Origin of the sequence: Nonomuraea sp. NPDC050153 (assembly GCF_044460125.1) — a bacterium.
Classification (GTDB): domain Bacteria; phylum Actinomycetota; class Actinomycetes; order Streptosporangiales; family Streptosporangiaceae; genus Nonomuraea.
The window spans coordinates 13,004-34,078 of record NZ_JBITJQ010000014.1 but is presented as its reverse complement, the minus strand read 5'-3'; the positions used below and the strand labels follow the sequence as shown (position 1 = coordinate 34,078).

Here is a 21,075-nt window from a genome sequence, read left to right as displayed (position 1 = left end):
GACGCGTCCTCGGGGCGCGGTGCGGGTGGCCGGTGTGGTGCATGCGCGAGTAGCGGCGCCGCTGTGCAGCGGGCCGCCCCTGCGGCCGGGGTCGAGGTGACCCCGTTCAGTACGTTCCCGGATCCGAGCACGGATCCCGTCATGACCCCTCGGTTATGAGGAACTCCTGCGGCACCTCGTCGTACACGGTGAACACCGAGTCGAGCCCGGTGACCTGCAGGATCTTGCGGACGGCGGGACGTGGAGCGGCCACGTCGAGCGCCCCTCCCTGTTCCTTCATCCGCTTGAGCGCTGAGAGCAGCACGTTCATCCCCGTGGAGTCGCAGAAATCCACGGCGGACATGTCGATGACCACTCGGCTGGGCCCCTCCTGCAGCAGCCGAGTGAACTCGGACTGCAGGTGAGGTGCCGTATAGAGGTCGATTTCTCCGGTGATGGCAACGAGTGCGCACCCGGCATGTGATCGAGTCGAGACCTTGAGCTCCACATGGGCAGGCTAGCGGCGCGGAGGCTTCCGGTCACGTTGTCACGCCGATAGGGCAACCACAGGTTTTTGTCCTCCGTTTGGGCTCCATGGAAACGGAGAGTACGCGAAGCTTGACAGCGTGACACCGGACACAGCACGGCTTCATGGTGAAGGAGGGGCTGGGGCACGACAGACGGGTCCCGCGACGATGAAAGCAGAGAAACCTGAAGACCCTCAGCGTCAAGGGCTCCGGGAGCGCCTGGAGAGCATCCTGATCCGCACGGAGAAGGCCACGTCATGGCATGAAGAAGCAGAACGCCTCCGCAGCCTGGTGAACCGCGAAGGCTATGTCCCCATCCGCACCAGGCTCGCGATCGAGGACCTCGACTTCCTGGGCGGTGCCCGCGCTGATCTGCTCAGGTTCCTGGAGCTCGGGCTGAGATTGCTCGATCTTCACCAGCCGAGGGACGCGGGGGGCATCACCAGCGACGCCGCCCATCCGATCCTGCGGTGCCGGAGCTGCATGTGGCGCTGGCCGTGCCCGACATTTCGCGCGATGTCGGAGTCGTTCGGCGGCTCAAGGGACACGGCGGAGCCGGAGCTCCCCGAAAGCGCCTGAGCGGCACGCCACCGCCACCTCCGCCATATCCGCCCTATCCGCCAAAAGCGCCCGAGCCGCCGTACCAAGAGCGAACGCCACATCAGGAGCGAGCGCCGTACCAGGAGCGAGCGCCATACCAAGAGCAAGCGCCGTACCAGGAGCAGGCGCCATACCAGGAGCAAGCGCCGCCGGGAGCGGTCAGCTGCCGACCAGGGGAAGCCGGATCTCGAACCGGCACCCCGGCCCGTCGTTGACCACCCCGATCACCCCGTCGTGCGCCTCCACGATGCCCTGCGCGATGGCCAGCCCGAGGCCGGCCCCGCCGTCAGCGGTGGGGGTGCGAGCGGCCTCCCCCCGGAAGGCGACCTCGAACACCCGGGGCAGGTCCTCCTCAGGAATCCCGCCACAACAGTCCGCGACCGACAGGCAGGCCATCCCCTCCTCATCCACCCCGGCCCGCAGCATCACGGTCCGGTCCGACGGCGTGTGCCGGATGGCGTTGACCACGAGGTTCCGAAGGGCCCGCCCCAACGCCCCCGCGTCGGCCTCCACCGGCAGGGACGCCGCCGCCTCCGCCGTGAGGACCACCCCCTTGGCCCTGGCCAGCGGTTCGGCGCCGGCGACCGTGTCGGCCACGAGGTCCGCCAGCCCGACGCGCGAACGCGACAGCCGCAGGGCCCCCGCGTGGATCCGCGACAGCTCGAACAGGTCGTCCACCATCGCCGAGAGCCGCTCCACCTCCAGCTTGATCTGCCCGTGGTAGCGCGCGACCGTCCGCGGATCCGACACCACCCCGTCCTCCAGGGCCTCGACCATGGCCCGCATCCCGGCCAGCGGCGTACGGAGGTCGTGGCTCACCCAGGCGACGAGCTCCCGCCGCGCCCCTTCGAGGGCCCGCTCCCGCGCGTACGCCTCCTCCAGGGTGTTCGCGATGGTCTGGAGCTCGGCCGGCAGCCCCCTCGGCGCGGTGAACGGCACGGCGCGCACGGCGTCCACCAGCCGCCGGCTCTCCGCGACCACCCGCCTGGCCAGCACGAACGCCACCCCGAGCCCCACCAGCCCGCCCACGGCCACCACGCTCAGCACGAAGTCCTTGACGGCCCCTTCGATGATCATCTTCATGATGATCGCCACGACCCCGGCCAGCGTGGCCGCCACGGCGACCACCACGACCACGGCCATCATCACCCCGATGGACCTGGTGCGCAGCCGCCACATCACCCCGATGCCCAGCAGCGCGACCACGAGCCCGAGCCCGGCCGCCACCGCCACGACCATGGGCAGCTCACTGGGCTGCGGCATCAGGAACCGCCCTCCATCGGCTCGTACCGGTATCCGACCCCCCACACCGTGACGATCCTGCGCGGCTCGGTCGGATCGGGCTCGATCTTCTCCCGCAACCGCCTGACGTGCACGGTCACGGTGGACGAGTCGCCGAACGACCACCCCCACACCTGGTTCAGCAGCGCGGAGCGGCTGAAGGCCTGCCGCGGATTGCGCATGAGGTGGGCCAGCAGATCGAACTCCCGCGCCGTCAACATCACCTCGTCCCCCCGCAGCCGGGCCTCGTGGGCCCCCACGTCCACCACCAGATCCCCGTCACGCAGCACCCCGGTGCCGCCGGTGACGGACGCCCCCCGCGCCCGCCGCAGCACCGACTGCACGCGCAGCGCGAGCTCGCGCGGGCTGAACGGCTTGGTCACGTAGTCGTCGGCCCCCGTCTCCAGCCCGACCACCCGGTCGATCTCCTCGCCGAGCGCGGTCAGCATGATCACCGGTACGGGCCAGCGCTCCCTGAGCTTCCTGCACACCTGCAGCCCGTCGAGCTTGGGCAGCATCAGGTCCAGCACCATGAGGTCGGGCGGATGGGCCAGCGCCCTGCGCAGCGCCTCCGCCCCGTCGCCGACGCATTCGACCTCGTGACCGTCGCGCTCCAGATAGCGCGCGACGACCTCGGAAACGGTCGGATCATCATCGACGACCAGGATGCGCGTGTTCACGACTTCACCGTACGACCGAAGAACGCCTGAGCGTCATGGACGTCATTGCTTCGTAAGCCTCGCGGATCACCCCCGGAGGACGTACGGTGGCTCCATGGGTAGAGTCGTGATGCTCGTGCTGGGGACCTTGCTGGGTCTCTTCGTGCTGTTCAACTTCCTGCTGCCGATGCTGGCAGGCCTGATCAAGATCGCTCTGATCATCGGAGTGGTCGCTCTGCTCGTCTTCGTCGCGGTCGCCGTGGTGGGCAAGTCCTCCCGATCGCATTGACGTTCTTCCTGTTCGACCCGTGGCTGGTCGGGATCACCATGGTGGCGATCCTGCTGCTGGCCACGTGGGCGGCCACGTTGCTGCCCATCCTCAGTGGGGAGCCGCCGAGCTTTCCGCTGAGTTACGCGCGCCGCATGGCCTTCCAGCGGCAGCGCGACCCGGACGCGGCCGGACGCGCGCGCCCACGAGCCCCTTAGGAACGCCCCGCTTCACCGTCAAGCGGGGCTCCTCGTACGAGTGAGCCCTTTCCCCGTCTCACTCCAGGTAGGGCTCATGATCGATTCTCTTGTCACGTTCGTCATCAGCATGTCCGGGGGCAGCGCGGCGCTCGGCATCGTGCTGTTCACCCTGGCCGTACGACTCCTGCTGCTGCCTCTGAACGCACGCCAGTCGCGCACGATGAAGATCCGCGAGCGACTCGCCCCCAAGCTGCGCGAGCTACGGAAGCGGTACGCGCGCAACCCCGAGCGCCTGGCCAGGGAGACCTCCGCGCTCTACGCCAAGGAAGGCAGCTCGCCGTTCGCCGGGATCATGCCGATGCTGGCCCAGCTTCCGTTCATGTGGCTGATGTTCCGGGTGGCCACGCATCCGACCGCTTTGGCCGGGCAGACCCTTTTCGGCGCCCCACTGGGCCAGCAGGTGGCCGGCGTTGTGGCCAATTTCGGTCTGGTCAGCGCGCCGGTTTTGGTCTTTGTTGCGGTCATTGCGCTGGTCGCGGTGGTGGCGTGGTTCTCCGCCAGGAACATCAAGGTGACCGAGGATCAGCCGGACTGGCTCAAGCGGATCCTCCCGTGGATGCCGTACGGCTCCGTGCTGGCCGCGCTGGTGCTGCCGCTCGCGGCCGGGCTCTACCTGCTCGTGTCCATGGCGTGGGCCACGAGCGAGCGGGCGGTGCTGGCTAGCCGGCCTCTCTGAGGGCTGTGACCTGCCCGTTCAGCGACGCGCGAGGAGCGGGCAGGATGGCCCACACCGTGGTCGTGTCGCCGTCGTGCCGGACCCCCCAGCTCTCCGCCACGTACTCCACGATGCCGAGCCCCCGGCCCCCGAGCGACGACAGGGTCGGGCGGCCCGCCCGCGGCTCGGTCGCCGCACCCCCGTCGCTCACCGCCACCTCGATGTGATCGTCACTCCGCAGCCACGCCACTCTCACCATCCCCGACGGAAGCGGGTGCGCGTGCCTCAACGCGTTGCTCAGCAGCTCGCTCACCACGAGCACCGCGTCGTCGATCGCGGCCGTAAAAACCCCGCTGTCCTGCAGCTCAGTGCTCAGGCGCTGGCGGGCAACGGCGACGCTGGACGGCGCGTACGGCAGCAGCACCACGCTTGACACACCCACCTCCCCGTTCCCTGTGCCCCCCGCGGGAACACTCCCCGGTACGACCGAAATGCCCCGTTACTCAATCCCAGAAACCGCATCTCGATCACAGCTTGTACACATTGGACGATAGATCAGCTCAACTGTGACCACCTCGTTACCGCCTCGGTGTGTCGGATCCGATAGGGGAAACTAGGCCCGAAAAGCCCCTCGCAGTTCGAGACGCATCCGTGTGCCGCCTCCGGGTCTCGGATGGGCGCTCACGTCTCCGCCTTGTGCTCTGGCGAGGCTGCGGACTATGTAGAGTCCGAGCCCCACTCCACCAAACCGTCTCCGGTCGCCGCTGTCCACCTGGACAAACCTCTCAAAGATCCGCTCCCGGTCAGTCGGGGCGATACCCACCCCTTCGTCGTCGACGACCACGACGACGTTGTCGGCCTCGGACCACGCCTCCACGCTGATCAATCCGCCCTTGGGCGAGTACTTGAACGCGTTCTCCAGCAACTGCCCCAGCACGATCTCCGTGGCCAGCGCGTCTCCCAGCACGTTCGGCAACCCGTCCGGGATGACCACCTCGACCCGGTGCTTGTCCGACAGCGCGGGCAGCCCGAGCGTGGCCGTGTCGATCCGCTCGGCCAGGTCGAACTCCTCGATCCGCACCTTGAGCTCGTCCGCCCCCGCCCTGGCCCCGAGGAGCAGGTGGTCCATCAGCTCGCCCAGCGACCTGGACCGCTCGGCGATCGTGTGCACGGCCGAGCGGCGTTCGGGGTCGCTCATCTTGTCCCAGCGCCTGTCCAGCGTGCTGGCGAACCCGCGCACGATCGTGATCGGCGTGCGCAGCTCGTGGCTGGTCGTGGCCAGGAACAGGTCCTTGGCCTCCTCCAGTTCCTTGGCCGTGGTCACGTCGCGGAAGTCGATGACCACCTCGCCGGTCTCGTCGATCTGCGCGCTCACGACGTCCAGCCACCGCCCGTTCTCCATCTGGAACGTGACCTTCTCGCCCGGCTTGGGCAGCGGGAACGGCGGCGGCCCGCCGATGACCGTCTCGGCCGGGAACGCGGTGAGGTCGGCGGCGGCCGGGTTCCAGCGGACGACCCGCCCCGATCCGTCGAGCACGGCGATGCCGTCGGCGCTGGCGTCGAAGACGGCCTGCTCGTGCGCCCGCTGCCGCACCGCCTCCTGGTAGGCCACCGCGTTGCCGACGGCGATGCCCGCATGGCCGGCCAGCAGCTCCAGCAGCTCCAGTTCGAGGTGTCCCGGTGTGCTCTGGGCGAACAGCGCGTACAGGGCCCCGTACGGGCGCCCGCCGACGGCCGCCAGGCCCAGCGCGATCGTGTGCAGCCCGTTCAGCCGGGCCCACACCAGGTCCTCCAGCCCGTTCGACTCCAGCATGACGGTCTTGCCGGTGCGTAAGAGCTTGTCGACCAGGCTCGTGCGCAGGTCGCTGGTGGTGCCCCTGATGGCCGCCGGCAGCTCGTACGTGCTGACCAGCCGTAACCGCTCGCCCTCGATCAGCACGAACCCGCCCGCGTCCGCCCCGGTGAGCTCCGTGAGGCTGGCCGAGATCCGGTCGAGCACGGCCGACAGCTCCAGCTCGGAGTTGATGTCGCCGACCACGTCGGTGAGCCGGCGCACCAGCCTGGCCCGCCGCGCCATGCGGTCCCTGGCCACCGCGTCGGCCCGCGCCAGGTGGTGCACGCAGACGTACCCGGCCACGGAGCTGCCCAGGCGCAGCGCGCTGATGTCGACGCGCACATCGAGCAGGGTCCCGTCGCCGCGTAAACGTTTGGTGCGGACCGAGACCTGGCCGCCGGTGCGCACGCGTTCGAGCGCGGCGTTGTGCTCGGCGGTCAGCTCGCTCGGCACGATCGGCGCCCGGCGCCCGAGCATCTCCTCCGCCGTCCACCCGAACAGCCGCTCGGCCGCCTCGTTCCAGACCAGTACGCTCTGATCCCGGTCGACGACCACGACGGCGTTGGGCGAACCGGCGAGGGCAGCACGAGCGATCTCGTCGTCACTACCGGCCCATTCGTCCCCCACTACTCCATAGTGCACGTGGCGTGGTGAGTGCGTCGGGCGATCCGTCCGATACGCTGCGGGCACGGTGATTCTCGGCGGGTGGGGAGGGTGGTGGCATGTCGAGCGGCGATCTCGATGCCCTGTTGCGTGTGACCTCCAGCACCTATCGAGGTGAGACGCATCCTGACGTCGCGTTCGGCACCTATGACGGGGCCGTCGGCAGGCTGGTGCTCGCGGTGACCGGCAAGGGGGTCGCGGCGTGCAGCTTCGAGCCGGAAAACGCCGTGTACGAGCTGGTCACAAGGCATGTGGGCACGTTCATCGGGCCGGACCCGAGCCGGCTCGACCCGGTGCGCAGAGAGTTGGACGCCTACTTCTCCGGCCGCCTGCGCGCGTTCACCACGCCCGTCGATCTCGTGCTGGCGACGTCTTTCGCCCGTACGGTGCTGCAGAAGACGATCGCGGTCCCGTACGGCACCACCACGACGCTGGAGGAGATCGGCGCGAGCATCGGCCGGCCGCGCGCGCTGCGGGCGATCGGCAACGCGCTGGCCTCCAACCCGGTGAGCGTGATCGTGCCGTGCCACCGGGTGGTGCGCGAGGACGGCGCGCTCGGCGACTACGCGGGCGGCGCGGCGGCCAAGCAGCACCTGCTCAACGTCGAAAAGCGCGCGTCGACCAGCCGATCAGCAGGGTGACCAGCGCGGCGACGATGGCCGCGCCGAGCGCCCCGTTCATCCACGGCTGCCGGGTGAAGCCGATGGCCTCGCGGACCGACTGCCAGAAGGCCCCCCACGGCGTGTCCGGGGGCGTGGCGGTCGCCAGCCAGTACGCCACGAAGCCGAGGGCCCACGGCACCAGCCTCGACCAGCGTGAGGGCGCGTCCTCCGCGGTGTTCCAGCCGCGCGAGCCGCCGAGCACGAAGTAGTCCACTGCCAGCACCGCGAACATCGGCACGAAGATCGCCCCGATCACCCCCAGGAACGCCCCGTACGAGTTGACGTCCACGACCAGGGCGATAGCGACGCTCAGCACGCCGATGGCGATGGAGAAGACGCGCCGGTCCACCCGCGGCATCAGGTTCTGCAGCGAGACCGTGGTGGAGTAGACGTTGGCGAACGACTGGTCGGTCTCACGCAGCACCAGGATCGCGAAGAACAGCGCGCCCAGCGGCACCGCCACGAACGGGCCGAACACCGACGTCGGATCGGCCGCCACCTTGTCCGCCCCCGCCAGGGCCACCGCGAACACGCCCAGGCCCAGGCAGGCCACCTGAGCCAGCGTGTAGCCGCCGACCACGCCGGTGAACGCGGCCCTGCTCGACCTGGAGTGCCGGGCGAAGTCGGCCGCCATCGGCACCCACGACACCGACAGCGCGATCACGTAGTCCACGGCCGGGGCGAACGCCGTCCAGGACCCGCCGGTGTGCGCGGGCGCCCTGGTCAGGAAGAACCAGGCGAACCACACCATCGACACGACCACGCCGATGGTGACGTACCGCCGCAGCAGCCTGACGGACCCGAGCGGCCAGATCGTGAGCGCCGTGGTCAGCACCCCCGCCGCGATCACCCACGCCTGGTACGGCACGGCGCCGAAGATCGCGCTGGCCGCCTTGGCGATCACCCACAGCTCGAACGCGGCCCAGCCGAGCATCTGGACGATGTTCAGGATCGTGGGGACGTACGAGATCTTCGCCCCGAACAGGCCCCGCAGCAGCACCATCGCGGGCTGCCCCGTCCGGGTGCCGGGCACGGCGGACAGGCCCACCATGGCGGTGCCGATCAGGCTGCCGACCACGGTCGCCAGGAGCGCGGCGGCCAGGCTGAGCGGAGCGTTGTCCAAGGGGTTGAGCAGGAGGGACGCCCCGGAGAAGCCCAGGAGGCTGACTCCGAGGTTCGCCCAGAGCGCGCCCTGGTCGAGCACGCCCAGGGTCTTCGGCGGCCGGCCTTCAAGAGTCAGCGGAACTTCGTCGACGACATGCGTCATCGCGCACTCCCTACGCCGGCATTACCCGGACAGGTTCAGGCGGTCGGCAGCGGATCTGTGGCTGCCCTCTCAGCCCGGCGAAACCCCGAGCTCCCGCGACAATCTGCAGTTGGCGCCCTCATCATGCCTTAATGACGGCGAAACCGCCACAGTGGGGCCTTCACCAAGATTTCACGCCACGAACGGCTGCCGCCCGGTCTCGCTGACCATCGGGCGGCGCGCGAACTCCCACGACTGCATGCCGCCGCCGACGTTGACGGCGTCGCGCCCCAGCTGGTTGAGCCAGGCCGCGACCTGCAGGGACCGGCCGCCCACCCGGCAGACGACGTAGACCGTGCGGTCGCCGGGCACCTCCTCGACCCGCCCTTGAATCTGGGTCATGGGGATGTGCACGGCCTCCGGGGCGTGCCCAGCGACCCATTCGTCCTGCTCACGGACGTCGAGCAGGTAAGCGTCTGCGGGAACGGCACTGGCCTCTATCTCAGGAACGGTCATGACTCCATCATCTCGCGCCTGGCGTCGTAGGCCGCACGCGCCGCGGCGATCTCCTCCTGGTGCGCCTCCGTCCAGGTGACCAGCGACTTGATGGTCTCGTGCAGCGTGCGGCCGAGCGGCGTGAGCGCGTAGTCCACCCTGGGCGGCACGACGGGGTGGACCTTACGGCTGACGAGACCGTCGCGTTCGAGCTGGCGCAGGGTCACGCTGAGCATGCGCTGGCTGACGCCGTCGATCTCGCGGCGGAGCTGGGTGAAGCGCAGGCTCTGGCAGTCGAGCAGGGCGATCACGAGCAGCGACCACTTGTCGGCGATGCGGTCGAGGATCTGGCGCACCTCGCAGTCCTCGCGGGTGTCCCACTGCCGCACGTCGTAGTCGTCGAGCGGTTCCGAAGTGCCTTCTTCCTCGGACTTCATTTGAGAAGGCGGGACAGGCGGCGGTCGGCGAGGGGCTTGCCGCCGGTCTGGCAGGTGGGGCAGTACTGCAGCGAGGAGTCCGCGAAGGACACCTCCCGGATCGTGTCGCCGCAGACGTCGCACGGCTGCCCCGTGCGGTTGTGGACCCGCAGCCCCGACTTCTTCTCCGCCTTGAGGTCCTTGGCCGCCAGCCCGTGCGCCCGCTCCACCGCCTCCCCCAGGGTGGTGACGATGGCCTCGTGCAGGTCGGCGATCTGCGCGTCCGTCAGCGTGGCCGCGATCTTGAACGGGGACATCTTCGCCGCGTGCAGCACCTCGTCCGAGTACGCGTTCCCGATGCCGGCGATGATCTTCTGGTCGCGCAGCAGCCCCTTGATCTGGGTGCGGCTGCCGCCCAGGATGCGTTTGAGCGCGTCGACGGTGAAGGACTCGTCGAGGGGGTCGGGGCCGAGGGCGGCGATGCCGGGGACCTCGTCCGGATTTTTGGTGACATAGACGGCAAGGCGCTTCTGCGTCCCCGCCTCCGTCAGCTCGAACCCGGGCGCCAGGCCCTCCTCATCGGGCGCCAGCCGGACGCGTACGGCGAGCGGGCCCTTGCCCGGGCGCACCGGCTTGGCGCCCGACAGGTCGTCGCGCCAGCGCAGCCACCCCGCCCGGGCCAGGTGGATGACCAGGTGGAGGCCGTCGCAGTCGAGGTCGAGGAACTTGCCGTGCCTGGCCACGCCGGTGATCGTCAGCCCACCGAGCGCGGTCACGGGCGGGTCGAACGTCTTGAGCGCCTGGAAGGCCACCACGTCGACCCCCACGACCGTGCGGCCCACGGCCCGCTCGCGCAGGAAGTGGGTGAGCGACTCCACTTCGGGTAGTTCCGGCATGCCACCAGGGTACGTGCGCGCCCCGACCGTCCACAGCCTGTGGACGGCTACGGCACGCTCCAGAAGGCCAGCTCGTGCGCCATCCCCTCGGCGAACAGCGCCTCGGCCCGCGCCGGGTCCGGACCGGCCTCGTCGATCATCTGCGCGATCCGCTCGGTGAGCGCCGCGAACCCGGGATCGGCGTACGTGTCCACCCACGCCCGATACCTCGGCTCAGCAGGCGGATTCTCCGCCAATATCCGTCCAAGACTCGAATATCCCCACATGCAGGGATAGAGCGCGGCCAGCCCCTCCCCATAGGACGCCGCCGACTCCAGCAGGAACGCCGTGTACGCCGCGCACGCCGGCCCCTTCACCGCCCCCTCCAGATCGGCGCCGAACCCGGCCGACAGCGACCTGTGCAGGCTCAGCTCGTCGTGGTACGTGGTGTGCGCCAGGTCCACCAGGTCACCCAGATGCCCGGCGGGCGCCTGCCAGGCCAGCCGCGCGAACACCCGTACGTAGTCGAGCAGGAACAGGTAGTCCTGCTCCAGCCACGACCTGAACACCGGCTCGGGCAGGTCGCCACGCGCGATGCCGGCCACGGTGGGATGGTCGAGCTGCGCCCGGAGCAGCGGGCGGCCGACGGCGTGCAACTTCTCCGAGATGGTCATGGCTGGGAGGTTAGTGTCGAAGCATGACTAGCTGCGCTAGTTGTTGCCGGTGTCGAGGACGTCCTTGGGCACCGGCTTGTCCTCCTTCAGGGCATTGAAGAGGGCCAGCGCCTTGGGGCGGTCCGACTTGATCGCTTCGCCGCCGTCCGCGAGCCGCTCGGTGCCGCCGAACGGGACCACCGTCGTCACGGGGCTGTCGCCCATCGCCAGCCCCAGCGACAGCAGGTCGAACGCGCCCGTCCCCCCGTCGACCGAGACCGCGTCGGTGGCGCTCATCGCCAGCGGGATCGACGTGAACGGGTTGATCAGCACTCCGGGGCTGGCCGCCTTCTTCACGACCGCGCCCAGGAACTGCCGCTGCCGCTTGGTCCGCTCGAAGTCGGGCAGCGCGCCGCCCTTGCGGGTCCGTACGTATCCCAGGGCCTGGGCGCCGTTGAGCACCTGGGTGCCCTTCTTCAGCTTGAGCCCGGCCTTGGGGTCGTCCACGGCGGCCCGTACGTTGATCTCGACGCCTCCGATGGCGTCGACGATGTCGACGAACCCGGCGAACCCGATCTCCATGTAGTGGTCGATGTGCACGCCCGTGACCGTCTCAATGGTGCGGACCAGCAGCTGCGGCCCGCCGTTGTAAGCGGCGTTGAGCTTGTCGCGCCTCTTGCCCGGGATGTCGACGGCCAGGTCGCGCGGCAGGCTGACCAGCGTCGGCTTGTCACTGCCCTCGGGGATGTGCAGCAGCATCATCGAGTCCGTACGCTGCCCGACCGCCTGGCCCGTGCGCAGCTTCTTGCGCTCGGCGGCCGACAGGCCCTTGCGGCTGTCGGAGCCGACGAGCAGCCAGTTGGTGCCGGGGGTGTCGGCGACACGGCCCTGATAGTCGTCGAGCACGCCCTCGATGCCGTTGATCCTGGAGTTGATCCAGAAGAACATGCCCACGCCCGCCACCAGCAGCACGACCAGGAACCCGGCGACGATCGTCAGGATGGTCCTGCCGGACACCCGCCTGCGGGGCTTGGCCGGGTCCGAGGGCTCGCGCCCCGGCCGGAGCGGCTTCACCGGACTGCTGCCGGAGCGCGCCTTGCCGTACACGCGTGAACGCCCCTGGCGCGGCTCCTCCGGGCCGGACCCGGGAGAGGCGGCGCCTGACCCCGGCTCGGGGTACTGCGAGGCCGCAGGGAGCTTGTGCGTCGGCGCGCCCGGCCCCCCGGCCGGCCCCCCGGCCGGCCCCCCGGCCGGCGCGGACGGGACCTGGTGGGCCGGTGCACCCCCGGCGCGCAGGCCGTCACCCGGCCTCGGTGGCAGCGGGCGGCCGTCGCCTGGCGAGCGCATGGCCCGCGTCCGGTCGTCCTCAGACACTTCGCCTTCTTCCCCTCGGTTTGTCATAAACGCTACGTCGAACCCCCCAGCAGTGAAGACACTCGGCCAAGGTTTTCCCAGGGAAAAGTACTCAGAACCAGCGAATAGTCACCGCGGAAACATAGATGCCAACCGCATCGTTACGGTTATGGACGACCTCTATCGAAGGGAAGATCGTGTCCGCTCCGGACCCGTGGAGTCTTTGCCCGTGCGCCAGCACGGGTTCCTCTGAGAGCTCACCATGGTGAGCGCCTATCTGGGCCTGCTGGCCCTCATCCTCCTCACGGCGGCGACCGGCTACTTCGTCGCCCAGGAGTTCGCCTTCGTGGCCGTCGACCGCGCTCTCCTCCGCGAGCAGGCCGCGGCGGGGGACCCTGCCGCCGAAAAGGCGCTCCAGGTCACGTCCCGCCTCTCGTTCATGCTCTCCGGGGCCCAGCTCGGCATCACCGTGACCGCGCTGCTGGTCGGCTTCCTGGCCGAGCCCGCGATCTCCACGATCGTACGACCATGGCTGGCGGACACCGGACTGTCCGCCACCATGATCACCGGACTCTCGGTCGCCATCGGCGTCTTCGTGGCGACCGTCGTCCAGATGGTCCTGGGCGAGCTCGCGCCCAAGAACCTGGGCATCGCCAGACCGGAGCCGGTGGCCAAGTTCCTGGCGAGCTCGACGCTGGCATACCTGGCGGTGGTGGGCCCGGTGGTCAAGCTGTTCGACTCGGCGGCGACGGGCCTGCTCAGGCGCGTGGGCATCGAGCCGGTGGAGGAAGTGGAGCACGGCGCGACGCCGGAGGAGCTCTCCCGCATCATCGAGGAGTCGACCATGGCGGGCGAACTCCCGCCGAGACTCTCCGACCTGCTGGAACGGGCTCTGGAGTTCGGCGACCGCACGGCGGAGGAGATCATGGTCCCGCGCCCGCGCGTGGTGGTGCTGCGTTCCGAGCAGCCCGTCTCGGACCTGATCGAGATCATGCGCAGCTGCGGCCACTCCCGCTACCCGGTGCTCAACGAGGACGGCGACGTCACAGGCGTGACGGGCGTGAGAGAGCTCCTCGCGTCAGGTCTGCAGGACGGCCGGATATCAGACGTCACCCGCCCGGCCCTGCTCGTCCCGGACTCGGTCCCGCTCCCCGCGGTGCTCGACCGGATGCGCGTGGCCAAGGACGACATCGCCTGCGTCATCGACGAGTACGGCGGCCTGGCCGGCGTGATCACGGTGGAGGACCTGGCCGAGGAGCTGGTCGGCGAGCTGGTCGACGAGAACGACCCGGAGCCGGCCGGCGTGGTGGAGCACCCTGGCGGCATCTGGGAGGTCCCGGGCCGGCTGCGGCTGGACGAGGTCGAGCGCGCCACGGGCGTCGCGCTCCCCGAGAGCGACGACTACGACACCCTCGCGGGCCTCGTGCTGGCCAAGCTGGGCAGGATGCCGGACGAGGGCGACACGGTGACGGTGCCGGTCGAACAGGACACCGACCCCTTCACAGAGGACGAGCAGGAACACCTGGCAGAGCTGACAGTGATATCCCTCAACCGCAGAGTGCCCGAGTGGGTCCGCGTGGCCCCCGTCCAGCACGCGGAGGCGGCACGATGACCATGCTCCTCATCAGCCTCGCGCTGCTGGCCTTCAACGCTCTGTTCGTGGCCGCGGAGTTCGCCTTCGTCTCCGCCCGGCGCCACCGCCTGGAGGAGATAGCCTCCCGCAACAACCGCCTGATCAGGCTGACGGCCAGGTCGGCGGTCGGGGGCACCAAGCAGCTGTCCCTCATGCTGGCGGGCGCCCAGCTGGGCATCACGCTGTGCACCCTGGGCCTCGGCCAGGTGACGGAGCCGGCGATCGAGCACGCCCTGGAGCCGGTCTTCGGCGCGCTCGGCGTACCGGAGGGCCTGCGCCTGCCCATCGCGCTGACGATCGCCCTGGCCCTGGTGACCTTCCTCCACATGGTGGTGGGCGAGATGGCGCCGAAGTCGTGGGCCCTGACCCACCCGGAGCGCTCGGCCCTGCTGCTGACCCTCCCCTTCCGGGCCTTCACCTGGGTGATGCGCCCGCTCCTGTCGACCCTGAACGGCCTGACCAACCTCATCCTGCGCCTGTTCGGGGTCCAGCCCAAGGACGAGCTGGCCACGACCAGAACCCCCCGCCAGCTGGCCCTGCTGGTGGGCGAGTCGGGCCGCATGGGCCTCCTGGACCGCGACGAGCACGACCTCCTGACCCGCGCCCTGCGCCTGGACGACGAAGGCATAGAACGCCTCATGGTCCCGATCGACAAGGCGGTGATGGTCCCGCCGACGGCGAACGCGACCGAGATCAGAGCGGCAGCGGCCAAGAGCGGCCACCTGAGACTCCTGGTAGGCACCCCGGGCGACGTAAGAGGCGCACTCCACGCAAGAGACGCCCTCCTACAGCCCACGAGCAAGGCAGAGAACCTGTGCCGCCCCCTGCCGAAGCTCCCCTGCATCACCCAGGTCCCTGAGGCGGTGACAGCCCTCCAGGAGGCCCGAGCCCACTTGACCCTGGTGACGGCTCAGGCAGGCGACGTCATCGGCATGGTGAGCCTCACAGACCTCCTGGGCGAACTCCTCGACACCAGAACCCTCGCATCTGTGACGTAAAACACACCGACAAGTCATACGAAAGCAGCCTGCAACCAAACGGGCGTACCGTCAAAACACGGCACGCCCGTTACCAACAGGTTCTTGAAAAGAGAGACCGACCCTCTTGCGATCCAGCAAACACTTCGCCAATGTGGGTCTGCCATGAGACACGAAAGCCGGCGCAACGATGGAGGGTCTGGGAGATCTCTCCCAGACAGGGGGTCCCGGGGGGACTCCCCCGGAAAACGCTGGGGGTCCGGGGGTCATCCCCCGGGCGAAATGACGAGGGGACCCGAGGGAGCAAACCTGAAAGGTTTGCGACCAGGAGTCCCCAGTCACCGAGTGGGCGAGGAGGGATTTGAACCCTCACGTCCTTTCGGACACACGGACCTGAACCGTGCGCGTCTGCCGTTCCGCCACCCGCCCTTGTGGGTGCGGAAAGAACACTAGCACGGAACAGCCACTGGTACTGAACCCGGATACGATCGCATAAGACACGGGAGCGGAGGAGCTGGGCGCGACAGCCGACGAGCGCCAGGGATGCCGTGACGTGGAACGAGCGGGAACCGGGCGCCGGACGCGTCTGGGGGCCGCGATCATATGCACGGAGGAAGGGAGGTACCCGGTGGGAGTCCTTCAGCGCTTCGAGCGAAGGCTCGAAGGCTTGGTTGAGGGGGCCTTTGCGCGGGCGTTCAAATCTGACCTTCAGCCGGTCGAGGTCGCCAGCGCGGTTCAGCGGGAGATGGATGAGCGTGCGGCGATCGTCGCTCAGGGTCGAACGCTCGTGCCCAACGACTTCGTGGTTGAACTGTCCACGACCGACAGCGAACGGCTTGAGGTCTACGCCGACAGCATCAGTCACGAGCTGGCCAACCTCGCCAGGGAGTACGCCAAGGAACAGGGCTACTCCTTTGTGGGACCGGTCCGGGTCCGCTTCGAGACCGCCGGCGATCTGGCTGTGGGGCTGTTCCGCATCAGATCCGGCGTCATCCGTGGCGCGACGGTCGAGCAGGACGAGATTCGCCAGCCGGCGAGCGACCTGCCTCCGTCGAGGCCTAACGCGTTCAACGGGCGGCCCAGGCTGCTCGTCTCCACTCAGGACGACCCGCAGGGCGACCGTTCCTACGAGCTCACCACTCCGGTGACCTTGCTCGGCAGGGGCACCGACTGCGATCTTCGTCTGGTCGATCCGGGTGTCTCGCGGCACCACGCGGAGTTGCGGGTCGAGGGCCAGACTGTGGCCCTCGTCGATCTCGGGTCCACCAACGGCACTTTCGTCAACGGCCAGCCGGTACGCAGGATCGAGCTCCAGAACGGCACGCGAGTGACGTTGGGGCGCACGACTCTGGTGTTCCGGCGCGATTAGGGGTAGACAAGCGGTCCATGTCCGAGCTCACGCTGCTGCTGATCCGGCTCGCCTTCCTGGCGGTGCTGTGGTTCTTCGTCATTGCCGCAGTCGGCGTGATCCGGACTGACTTGTTCGGTTCACGCACTGCTCCCGCGGGCCCACGCAAAGGCGTGAAACCCGCCAAACCCGTGGCCAAGCCCAAGAGCAAAAAGGGCGAGCCACGCCAGCTCATCGTTACCGGTGGCCCCTTGCAGGGCACCACCATTAATCTCACGGAGACGCCCATCACCATAGGCCGGGCCAATGACGCCACGCTGGTAGTCACCGACGACTACGCTTCCAGCCGGCATGCCCGGCTCTTTCCCCAGGACGGTCAATGGATCGTGGAAGATCTTGGGTCCACCAACGGCACGTATCTCGACCGCTCGAAAGTCACCCGCCCGACCCCGGTGCCGCTCGGTGTTCCGATCCGCGTCGGCAAAACAGTCATTGAATTGCGCAAATGACCATCGCACTCCGCTACGCCGCCCGCTCGGACGTCGGCCTCCTCCGCGAAGGGAACGAGGACTCGGCGTACGCTAGCGGCCGCCTGCTCGCCGTCGCAGACGGCATGGGCGGGCACGCACACGGCGAGGTGGCGAGCTCAGTCGCCATCGCCGCCATGGCCTCTCTGGAAGAGGCCCAACAGGGGGGTGACCTGCTCAACACCATCGAGGCAGCGGTACGCGACGCCAATCGCAAGCTGCACGAAATGGTGGGGCGGGATCCCAGCCTCAAAGGCATGGGCACGACTCTGACGGCCATGCTCTGGCACGGCACCCAGGTCGCACTGGTGCACGTCGGCGACTCGCGCGCCTACCTGCTCAGGCGTGGGGAGCTCTACCAGATCACCCATGACCACACGCTGGTGCAGCAGCTCGTCGACGACGGGCGCATCACGCCGGAAGAGGCGGCCACGCATCCGCAGCGCTCGATCCTGCTGCGCGCGCTCGACGGCAGCGGTGAGGTCGATCCCGACCTGACGCTGCGCGAGGCGCAGGTGGGCGACCGCTACCTGCTGTGTTCCGACGGCCTGTCCGGCGTGGTGAGCGCGGAGACGCTGCACGCCACGCTCACCAACATCGACGACCCGGAAGAGGTCGTTCGCCAGCTCATCGACCTGGCGAACCGCGGTGGCGGGCCCGACAACATCACGTGCGTGCTGGCCGACGTGCTGGACCTCACCGATGGGCAGCAGGTGCCCGCCGAGGCCGCCGTCGTCGGCGCCGCGGGCATGAACCGGCTGCACGGCAACCCTCAGGAGACCCAGCCGGGGCGAGCCCACGCGGTGACCGCGCCCCAGCCGGTGTTCACGGACGACGACTTCGATGAGCCGGTCGCCGAGGCGCCCCGGCGCAAGCGCCGTCGTATGTGGCCCGTGCTGGTCACCGTGTTCGGCATAGGCGCCGTCGCCATCGGCGTCGGCGGCTATTTCGGGTATCAGTGGACCCAGGACCAGTTCTTCGTCGGCGCTAGGGGCGACGAGGTGGTCGTGTTCCGGGGGATCCAGAGAGAGCTGGGTCCCTTCCAGCTCTTCGAGGTCTCCAAAGCCACGGGCCGGCAGCTCTCCCAGCTGTCCGAGGCCGACCAGGCACTGATCAAGGGCGGCATCCCGGTCACCGACGTCGACGAAGGCATGACGAGGATCAACGCTTTGAAGTTCGCCCAGGGCGAGAAGGAAGCCAGCGACACCCCCGCCGCGACCGCCAGCTCGTCGCCCACGCCATCCGTGAGCGCGACCAAGACGAAGCAACGGTAAATGAGCGAAGTCGCAGACTCCCCCGTCCCTATGCCGGCCAAGCGCCGCATGGCTCAGCTCGTCATGCTCGCTCTCGCGGTGCTGATCGTCATGGGGGCCTATGCCAACGTGGGCCTGGCGGTGAACGACCAGATCCCCGCGGGCATGCTGGCGTACGGACTGGGCCTGGGCGGCCTGATGCTGGCCGCCTATCTCGTCCTGGCGAAGTTCGCGCCCTGGGCCGACCCGCTGATCCTGCCGCTGGTGACCCTCATCAACGGTCTCGGCCTGGTGATGATCTACCGGCTCGAGGCCGCCAAGATGGGCGGCGCGTCCACCACCAACCAGATCATGTGGACGGGCCTCGGCGTCGTCATGTTCTCGATCACCCTGATCGTGCTGCGTGACCACCGCATGCTCCAGCGCCTCACCTACACCGCGGGCGCCATCGGCCTGGTCCTGCTCGCCATCCCCGCGCTGCTGCCCAGCAGCCTCAGCGAGGTACAGGGCGCCAAGATCTGGATCCGCATCGGCGGCTTCTCCATCCAGCCGGGCGAGTTCGCCAAGCTGGCGCTGGTCGTCTTCTTCGCCGGCTATCTGGTGGCCAAGCGCGACGTGCTGGCGCTGGCCGGGCGGCGGCTGCTCTTCATCGACCTGCCCAGGGCCAGGGACCTCGGCCCCGTCCTCATCACCTGGGGGCTCAGCCTGCTCGTCCTGGTCTTCGAGAAGGACCTGGGCACCTCGCTGCTGCTGTTCGGCACGTTCATCGCGATGCTCTACATCGCGACCCAGCGCACCTCGTGGGTGCTGATCGGCGTGCTCCTGTTCGTCGGCGGCGCCTTCCTCGCCGGCCAGGTCTTCGACCACGTCGGCGCCCGCTTCGACGCCTGGCTCGATCCGAGCAACCCGATCTACTACGGCAACGACCCCGTCTGCCTGGAGGATCCGCCGGGCGACTCGATGTGCAGCAAGAGCTTCCAGATCATGCAGGGCATGTTCGGGTTCGGCGCGGGCGGCATCCTGGGCACGGGGCTGGGCCAGGGCAACCCCCAGCTGATCCCGCTGTCGTTCTCCGACTTCATCTTCGCCGCGACCGGCGAGGAGCTGGGCCTGACCGGCCTGATGGCGCTGCTCATGATGTACGCCCTGCTGGTCGAGCGCGGCCTGCGCACCTCGCTGGCGGCCCGCGACCCGTTCTCCAAGCTGCTGGCGGGCGGCCTGTCGTTCATCCTCGCCTGGCAGGTCTTCATCATCGTCGGCGGTGTGACGAACCTCATCCCCCTGACCGGCCTGGTCACCCCGTTCATGTCCCAGGGTGGCTCGGCGTTGCTGGCTAACTGGATCCTTATCGCGCTATTGGTACGCATGTCAGACGCGGCGCGGCGGCCTCCGCCCCAGGCGATCCAGAACGAAGGACTGACGCAGGTGTTCCAGCGATGAACAGCACTCTGAAGCGCGTAGCCGTGGCCTGCCTGGCCATGTTCGCGCTCCTGATGATCAACGTGAACTACCTGCAGGCCGTGAAAGCGGAGGGCCTGCGCGGCGACGCCCGCAACACCCGCAACTTCTACGACCGCTACGCCATCGAGCGCGGCCGCATCACGGCGGGCGGCAAGGTGCTCGCGCAGTCCGTCGAGACCAAGGACCCCCGGTTCAAGTTCCTCAGGGAATACCCCGAGGCCAAGCTCTACGCGCACATCACCGGCTTCTTCTCGCCCGAGAGCGAGAGCGCCATCGAAAGGTCGGAGAACCAGCTGCTCAACGGCTCCAGTGCCGATCTGCTGCTGCGGCGGAGCATCGACCTGTTCACCGGCGAGCCGACCAGGGGCGCCAACGTCGATCTCACGATCAACCCCAAGGCGCAGAAGGCGGCCTACGACGCGCTGCGGCAGAGCGGCAAGCGCGGCGCGCTCGTGGCGCTCGACCCGAAGACCGGCGCGATCCTGGCGATGGTCTCGCTGCCCACCTACGACCCGACCGAGCTGTCCACCACCGACAAGTCCAAGGTCTTCCCCCGCTACGAGGAGCTGGCCAAGGACAAGAGCCAGCCGCTGCTCAACCGTACGATCGCGCAGACCTACCCGCCCGGTTCGACGTTCAAGGTCGTGACCATGGCGGCCTATCTTGAGGACAACTCCTCGGCCGGCCCGCAGACCACCGTGGACGCGCCGCAGCGGCTGCCGCTGCCCCAGACGAACCTCAGCCTGCCCAACTACGGCGGCGCGGCCTGCGGCTCCGGCTCGGTCACGCTGACGTTCGCGCTGGAGAAGTCCTGCAACACGCCGTTCGGCAAGATGGGCATGGAGCTGGGCTACGACAAGATGAAGGAGCAGACCGAGAAGTTCGGCATGGGCCAGCCGATCGCCGTGCCGATGTCGGTCACCGACAGCGACTTCGGCAAGGAAGAGGACAAGGCGGCCCTGGCCATGGCCTCGATCGGGCAGCGCAGCAACCGTATGACCCCGATGCAGATGGCCATGATCGCCGCGGGCATCGCCAACGACGGCAAGGTGATGAAGCCGTACCTGGTCAACAAGATCACCGACGCCAAGGGCGACTCGATCACGCAGGCCGACCCCGAGCAGCTGTCGGAAGCGGTCAGCTCCGAGACGGCGGGCAAACTGCGTGAGATGATGGTCAGCGTCGTCCAGAACGGCACCGCAAACCTGGCGCAGGTCCCGGGCGTCCAAGTAGCGGGTAAGACGGGCACCGCGGAGACGGCCGACGGCCAACCACCGCATGCCTGGTTCATCTCCTTCGCGCCTGCCGAGAACCCGAAGGTGGCCCTGGCGGTCATCGTCGAGTCCGGTGCTGCCAACGTCGGCGCGGAGGCGACCGGCGGCCACACCGCCGCGCCGATCGCAAAGGCCGTGCTGGAGGCGGTGCTGAACAAGTGAGTGACGGTAACCTG

Annotated in this window: 23 protein-coding genes, 1 tRNA gene and 1 riboswitch; of the genes, 12 read left to right on the top strand and 12 right to left on the bottom strand. The window is 68.8% G+C overall.

Annotated features, from left to right (window positions below):
• Nucleotides 1-139: 139 nt before the first annotated feature.
• The gene (locus ACIBQ1_RS30685) at nucleotides 140-487 is read right to left on the bottom strand and encodes an STAS domain-containing protein (RefSeq protein WP_185069723.1); all 348 of its coding nucleotides are present in this window, start codon (nucleotides 485-487) and stop codon (nucleotides 140-142) included.
• A 187-nt stretch (nucleotides 488-674) separates the two neighbouring features.
• Between ACIBQ1_RS30685 and ACIBQ1_RS30680 the strand changes: the two genes are divergently transcribed.
• Nucleotides 675-1,085 (top strand): hypothetical protein, encoded by a 411-nt coding sequence (locus ACIBQ1_RS30680; RefSeq protein ID WP_397282774.1) that lies wholly within the window; start codon nucleotides 675-677, stop codon nucleotides 1,083-1,085.
• A 180-nt stretch (nucleotides 1,086-1,265) separates the two neighbouring features.
• Here ACIBQ1_RS30680 and ACIBQ1_RS30675 read toward each other — a convergent pair whose 3' ends face one another.
• A complete protein-coding gene (locus ACIBQ1_RS30675; protein ID WP_397282773.1) occupies nucleotides 1,266-2,369 on the bottom strand; it encodes a sensor histidine kinase in 1,104 nt (367 codons plus the stop codon).
• The gene (locus ACIBQ1_RS30670; protein WP_397282772.1) at nucleotides 2,369-3,067 is read right to left on the bottom strand and encodes a response regulator transcription factor; all 699 of its coding nucleotides are present in this window, start codon (nucleotides 3,065-3,067) and stop codon (nucleotides 2,369-2,371) included. Before ACIBQ1_RS30670 ends, ACIBQ1_RS30675 begins: the two co-directional genes overlap by 1 nt.
• A gap of 94 nt (nucleotides 3,068-3,161) precedes the next feature.
• Between ACIBQ1_RS30670 and ACIBQ1_RS30665 the strand changes: the two genes are divergently transcribed.
• From ACIBQ1_RS30665 to ACIBQ1_RS30655, 3 genes are all read left to right on the top strand, one after another.
• A complete protein-coding gene (locus ACIBQ1_RS30665) occupies nucleotides 3,162-3,335 on the top strand; it encodes a hypothetical protein (protein ID WP_397282771.1) in 174 nt (57 codons plus the stop codon).
• The gene (locus tag ACIBQ1_RS30660) at nucleotides 3,332-3,532 is read left to right on the top strand and encodes a DUF6412 domain-containing protein (protein ID WP_397282770.1); all 201 of its coding nucleotides are present in this window, start codon (nucleotides 3,332-3,334) and stop codon (nucleotides 3,530-3,532) included. Before ACIBQ1_RS30665 ends, ACIBQ1_RS30660 begins: the two co-directional genes overlap by 4 nt.
• A 76-nt stretch (nucleotides 3,533-3,608) precedes the next feature.
• Nucleotides 3,609-4,250, top strand: coding sequence for a YidC/Oxa1 family membrane protein insertase (locus ACIBQ1_RS30655; protein WP_397282769.1), 642 nt, complete (start codon nucleotides 3,609-3,611; stop codon nucleotides 4,248-4,250).
• Here the strand turns inward: ACIBQ1_RS30655 and ACIBQ1_RS30650 are convergent.
• Entirely contained in the window at nucleotides 4,234-4,665 is a 432-nt protein-coding gene (locus ACIBQ1_RS30650; protein ID WP_355379644.1) for an ATP-binding protein, read from the bottom strand. The two genes, ACIBQ1_RS30655 and ACIBQ1_RS30650, sit on opposite strands and share 17 nt — an antisense overlap.
• Before the next feature lie 177 nt (nucleotides 4,666-4,842).
• The gene (locus ACIBQ1_RS30645) at nucleotides 4,843-6,690 is read right to left on the bottom strand and encodes an ATP-binding protein (protein WP_397282768.1); all 1,848 of its coding nucleotides are present in this window, start codon (nucleotides 6,688-6,690) and stop codon (nucleotides 4,843-4,845) included.
• Nucleotides 6,691-6,785: 95 nt separating this feature from the next.
• On the opposite strand from ACIBQ1_RS30645, the gene ACIBQ1_RS30640 reads away from it, so the two are divergent.
• Entirely contained in the window at nucleotides 6,786-7,367 is a 582-nt protein-coding gene (locus ACIBQ1_RS30640; protein WP_397282767.1) for a methylated-DNA--[protein]-cysteine S-methyltransferase, read from the top strand.
• Here the strand turns inward: ACIBQ1_RS30640 and ACIBQ1_RS30635 are convergent.
• From ACIBQ1_RS30635 to ACIBQ1_RS30610, 6 genes are all read right to left on the bottom strand, one after another.
• The gene (locus ACIBQ1_RS30635; RefSeq protein ID WP_397282766.1) at nucleotides 7,324-8,655 is read right to left on the bottom strand and encodes a purine-cytosine permease family protein; all 1,332 of its coding nucleotides are present in this window, start codon (nucleotides 8,653-8,655) and stop codon (nucleotides 7,324-7,326) included. The two genes, ACIBQ1_RS30640 and ACIBQ1_RS30635, sit on opposite strands and share 44 nt — an antisense overlap.
• Nucleotides 8,645-8,762: riboswitch (TPP riboswitch) on the bottom strand. (Overlaps the previous gene by 11 nt.)
• 64 nt (nucleotides 8,763-8,826) lie before the next feature.
• Nucleotides 8,827-9,150, bottom strand: coding sequence for a rhodanese-like domain-containing protein (locus tag ACIBQ1_RS30630; protein ID WP_397282765.1), 324 nt, complete (start codon nucleotides 9,148-9,150; stop codon nucleotides 8,827-8,829).
• Complete coding sequence (locus ACIBQ1_RS30625; RefSeq protein ID WP_397282764.1) at nucleotides 9,147-9,566, bottom strand: winged helix-turn-helix transcriptional regulator; 420 nt, start codon at nucleotides 9,564-9,566, stop codon at nucleotides 9,147-9,149. Before ACIBQ1_RS30625 ends, ACIBQ1_RS30630 begins: the two co-directional genes overlap by 4 nt.
• Nucleotides 9,563-10,441, bottom strand: a complete 879-nt coding sequence (locus tag ACIBQ1_RS30620) for an Fpg/Nei family DNA glycosylase (RefSeq protein WP_397282763.1) — start codon at nucleotides 10,439-10,441, stop codon at nucleotides 9,563-9,565. The genes ACIBQ1_RS30625 and ACIBQ1_RS30620 overlap by 4 nt, the downstream gene beginning before the upstream one ends.
• Before the next feature lie 47 nt (nucleotides 10,442-10,488).
• Nucleotides 10,489-11,094 carry a TenA family protein gene (locus ACIBQ1_RS30615; RefSeq protein WP_397282762.1) on the bottom strand — a complete coding sequence of 202 codons (606 nt, stop codon included), beginning with the start codon at nucleotides 11,092-11,094 and terminating at the stop codon, nucleotides 10,489-10,491.
• Between the two features lie 36 nt (nucleotides 11,095-11,130).
• Nucleotides 11,131-12,447 (bottom strand): LCP family protein, encoded by a 1,317-nt coding sequence (locus ACIBQ1_RS30610; RefSeq protein ID WP_397282761.1) that lies wholly within the window; start codon nucleotides 12,445-12,447, stop codon nucleotides 11,131-11,133.
• Nucleotides 12,448-12,688: 241 nt separating this feature from the next.
• Here ACIBQ1_RS30610 and ACIBQ1_RS30605 point away from each other — a divergent pair, with 241 nt between their 5' ends.
• Both ACIBQ1_RS30605 and ACIBQ1_RS30600 read left to right on the top strand, forming a co-directional pair.
• Nucleotides 12,689-14,038, top strand: a complete 1,350-nt coding sequence (locus ACIBQ1_RS30605) for a hemolysin family protein (protein ID WP_397282760.1) — start codon at nucleotides 12,689-12,691, stop codon at nucleotides 14,036-14,038.
• On the top strand, nucleotides 14,035-15,057 hold the full coding sequence (locus tag ACIBQ1_RS30600) for a hemolysin family protein (protein ID WP_397282759.1): 1,023 nt from the start codon (nucleotides 14,035-14,037) through the stop codon (nucleotides 15,055-15,057). Before ACIBQ1_RS30605 ends, ACIBQ1_RS30600 begins: the two co-directional genes overlap by 4 nt.
• A gap of 325 nt (nucleotides 15,058-15,382) precedes the next feature.
• Here ACIBQ1_RS30600 and ACIBQ1_RS30595 read toward each other — a convergent pair.
• A tRNA-Leu gene (locus tag ACIBQ1_RS30595) sits at nucleotides 15,383-15,465 on the bottom strand.
• Nucleotides 15,466-15,664: 199 nt separating this feature from the next.
• On the opposite strand from ACIBQ1_RS30595, the gene ACIBQ1_RS30590 reads away from it, so the two are divergent.
• Genes ACIBQ1_RS30590 through ACIBQ1_RS30570 form a run of 5 tightly spaced genes read left to right on the top strand, consistent with a single transcriptional unit; the run spans nucleotide 15,665 to nucleotide 21,061 of the window.
• Nucleotides 15,665-16,405 (top strand): DUF3662 and FHA domain-containing protein, encoded by a 741-nt coding sequence (locus ACIBQ1_RS30590; RefSeq protein WP_091081864.1) that lies wholly within the window; start codon nucleotides 15,665-15,667, stop codon nucleotides 16,403-16,405.
• A gap of 17 nt (nucleotides 16,406-16,422) precedes the next feature.
• Nucleotides 16,423-16,893: an FHA domain-containing protein gene (locus ACIBQ1_RS30585; RefSeq protein WP_355379658.1), complete on the top strand. Its 471-nt coding sequence runs from the start codon at nucleotides 16,423-16,425 to the stop codon at nucleotides 16,891-16,893.
• Nucleotides 16,890-18,185 (top strand): Stp1/IreP family PP2C-type Ser/Thr phosphatase, encoded by a 1,296-nt coding sequence (locus tag ACIBQ1_RS30580; protein ID WP_397282758.1) that lies wholly within the window; start codon nucleotides 16,890-16,892, stop codon nucleotides 18,183-18,185. Before ACIBQ1_RS30585 ends, ACIBQ1_RS30580 begins: the two co-directional genes overlap by 4 nt.
• A complete protein-coding gene (locus ACIBQ1_RS30575; RefSeq protein ID WP_397282757.1) occupies nucleotides 18,186-19,604 on the top strand; it encodes an FtsW/RodA/SpoVE family cell cycle protein in 1,419 nt (472 codons plus the stop codon).
• Complete coding sequence (locus ACIBQ1_RS30570) at nucleotides 19,601-21,061, top strand: peptidoglycan D,D-transpeptidase FtsI family protein (RefSeq protein ID WP_397282756.1); 1,461 nt, start codon at nucleotides 19,601-19,603, stop codon at nucleotides 21,059-21,061. The genes ACIBQ1_RS30575 and ACIBQ1_RS30570 overlap by 4 nt, the downstream gene beginning before the upstream one ends.
• Nucleotides 21,062-21,075: the final 14 nt, after the last annotated feature.

Excerpts from the sequence above, each read along its gene's own strand:
- ACIBQ1_RS30680 (WP_397282774.1), top strand. The coding sequence starts at position 675 with ATGAAAGCAGAGAAACCTGAAGACCCTCAGCGTCAAGGGCTCCGGGAG.
- ACIBQ1_RS30675 (WP_397282773.1), bottom strand. The coding sequence starts at position 2,369 with ATGCCGCAGCCCAGTGAGCTGCCCATGGTCGTGGCGGTGGCGGCCGGG.
- ACIBQ1_RS30665 (WP_397282771.1), top strand. The coding sequence starts at position 3,162 with ATGGGTAGAGTCGTGATGCTCGTGCTGGGGACCTTGCTGGGTCTCTTC.
- ACIBQ1_RS30655 (WP_397282769.1), top strand. The coding sequence starts at position 3,609 with ATGATCGATTCTCTTGTCACGTTCGTCATCAGCATGTCCGGGGGCAGC.
- ACIBQ1_RS30640 (WP_397282767.1), top strand. The coding sequence starts at position 6,786 with ATGTCGAGCGGCGATCTCGATGCCCTGTTGCGTGTGACCTCCAGCACC.
- ACIBQ1_RS30635 (WP_397282766.1), bottom strand. The coding sequence starts at position 8,655 with ATGACGCATGTCGTCGACGAAGTTCCGCTGACTCTTGAAGGCCGGCCG.
- ACIBQ1_RS30630 (WP_397282765.1), bottom strand. The coding sequence starts at position 9,150 with ATGACCGTTCCTGAGATAGAGGCCAGTGCCGTTCCCGCAGACGCTTAC.
- ACIBQ1_RS30625 (WP_397282764.1), bottom strand. The coding sequence starts at position 9,566 with ATGAAGTCCGAGGAAGAAGGCACTTCGGAACCGCTCGACGACTACGAC.
- ACIBQ1_RS30620 (WP_397282763.1), bottom strand. The coding sequence starts at position 10,441 with ATGCCGGAACTACCCGAAGTGGAGTCGCTCACCCACTTCCTGCGCGAG.
- ACIBQ1_RS30615 (WP_397282762.1), bottom strand. The coding sequence starts at position 11,094 with ATGACCATCTCGGAGAAGTTGCACGCCGTCGGCCGCCCGCTGCTCCGG.
- ACIBQ1_RS30605 (WP_397282760.1), top strand. The coding sequence starts at position 12,689 with ATGGTGAGCGCCTATCTGGGCCTGCTGGCCCTCATCCTCCTCACGGCG.
- ACIBQ1_RS30600 (WP_397282759.1), top strand. The coding sequence starts at position 14,035 with ATGACCATGCTCCTCATCAGCCTCGCGCTGCTGGCCTTCAACGCTCTG.
- ACIBQ1_RS30585 (WP_355379658.1), top strand. The coding sequence starts at position 16,423 with ATGTCCGAGCTCACGCTGCTGCTGATCCGGCTCGCCTTCCTGGCGGTG.
- ACIBQ1_RS30580 (WP_397282758.1), top strand. The coding sequence starts at position 16,890 with ATGACCATCGCACTCCGCTACGCCGCCCGCTCGGACGTCGGCCTCCTC.
- ACIBQ1_RS30575 (WP_397282757.1), top strand. The coding sequence starts at position 18,186 with ATGAGCGAAGTCGCAGACTCCCCCGTCCCTATGCCGGCCAAGCGCCGC.
- ACIBQ1_RS30570 (WP_397282756.1), top strand. The coding sequence starts at position 19,601 with ATGAACAGCACTCTGAAGCGCGTAGCCGTGGCCTGCCTGGCCATGTTC.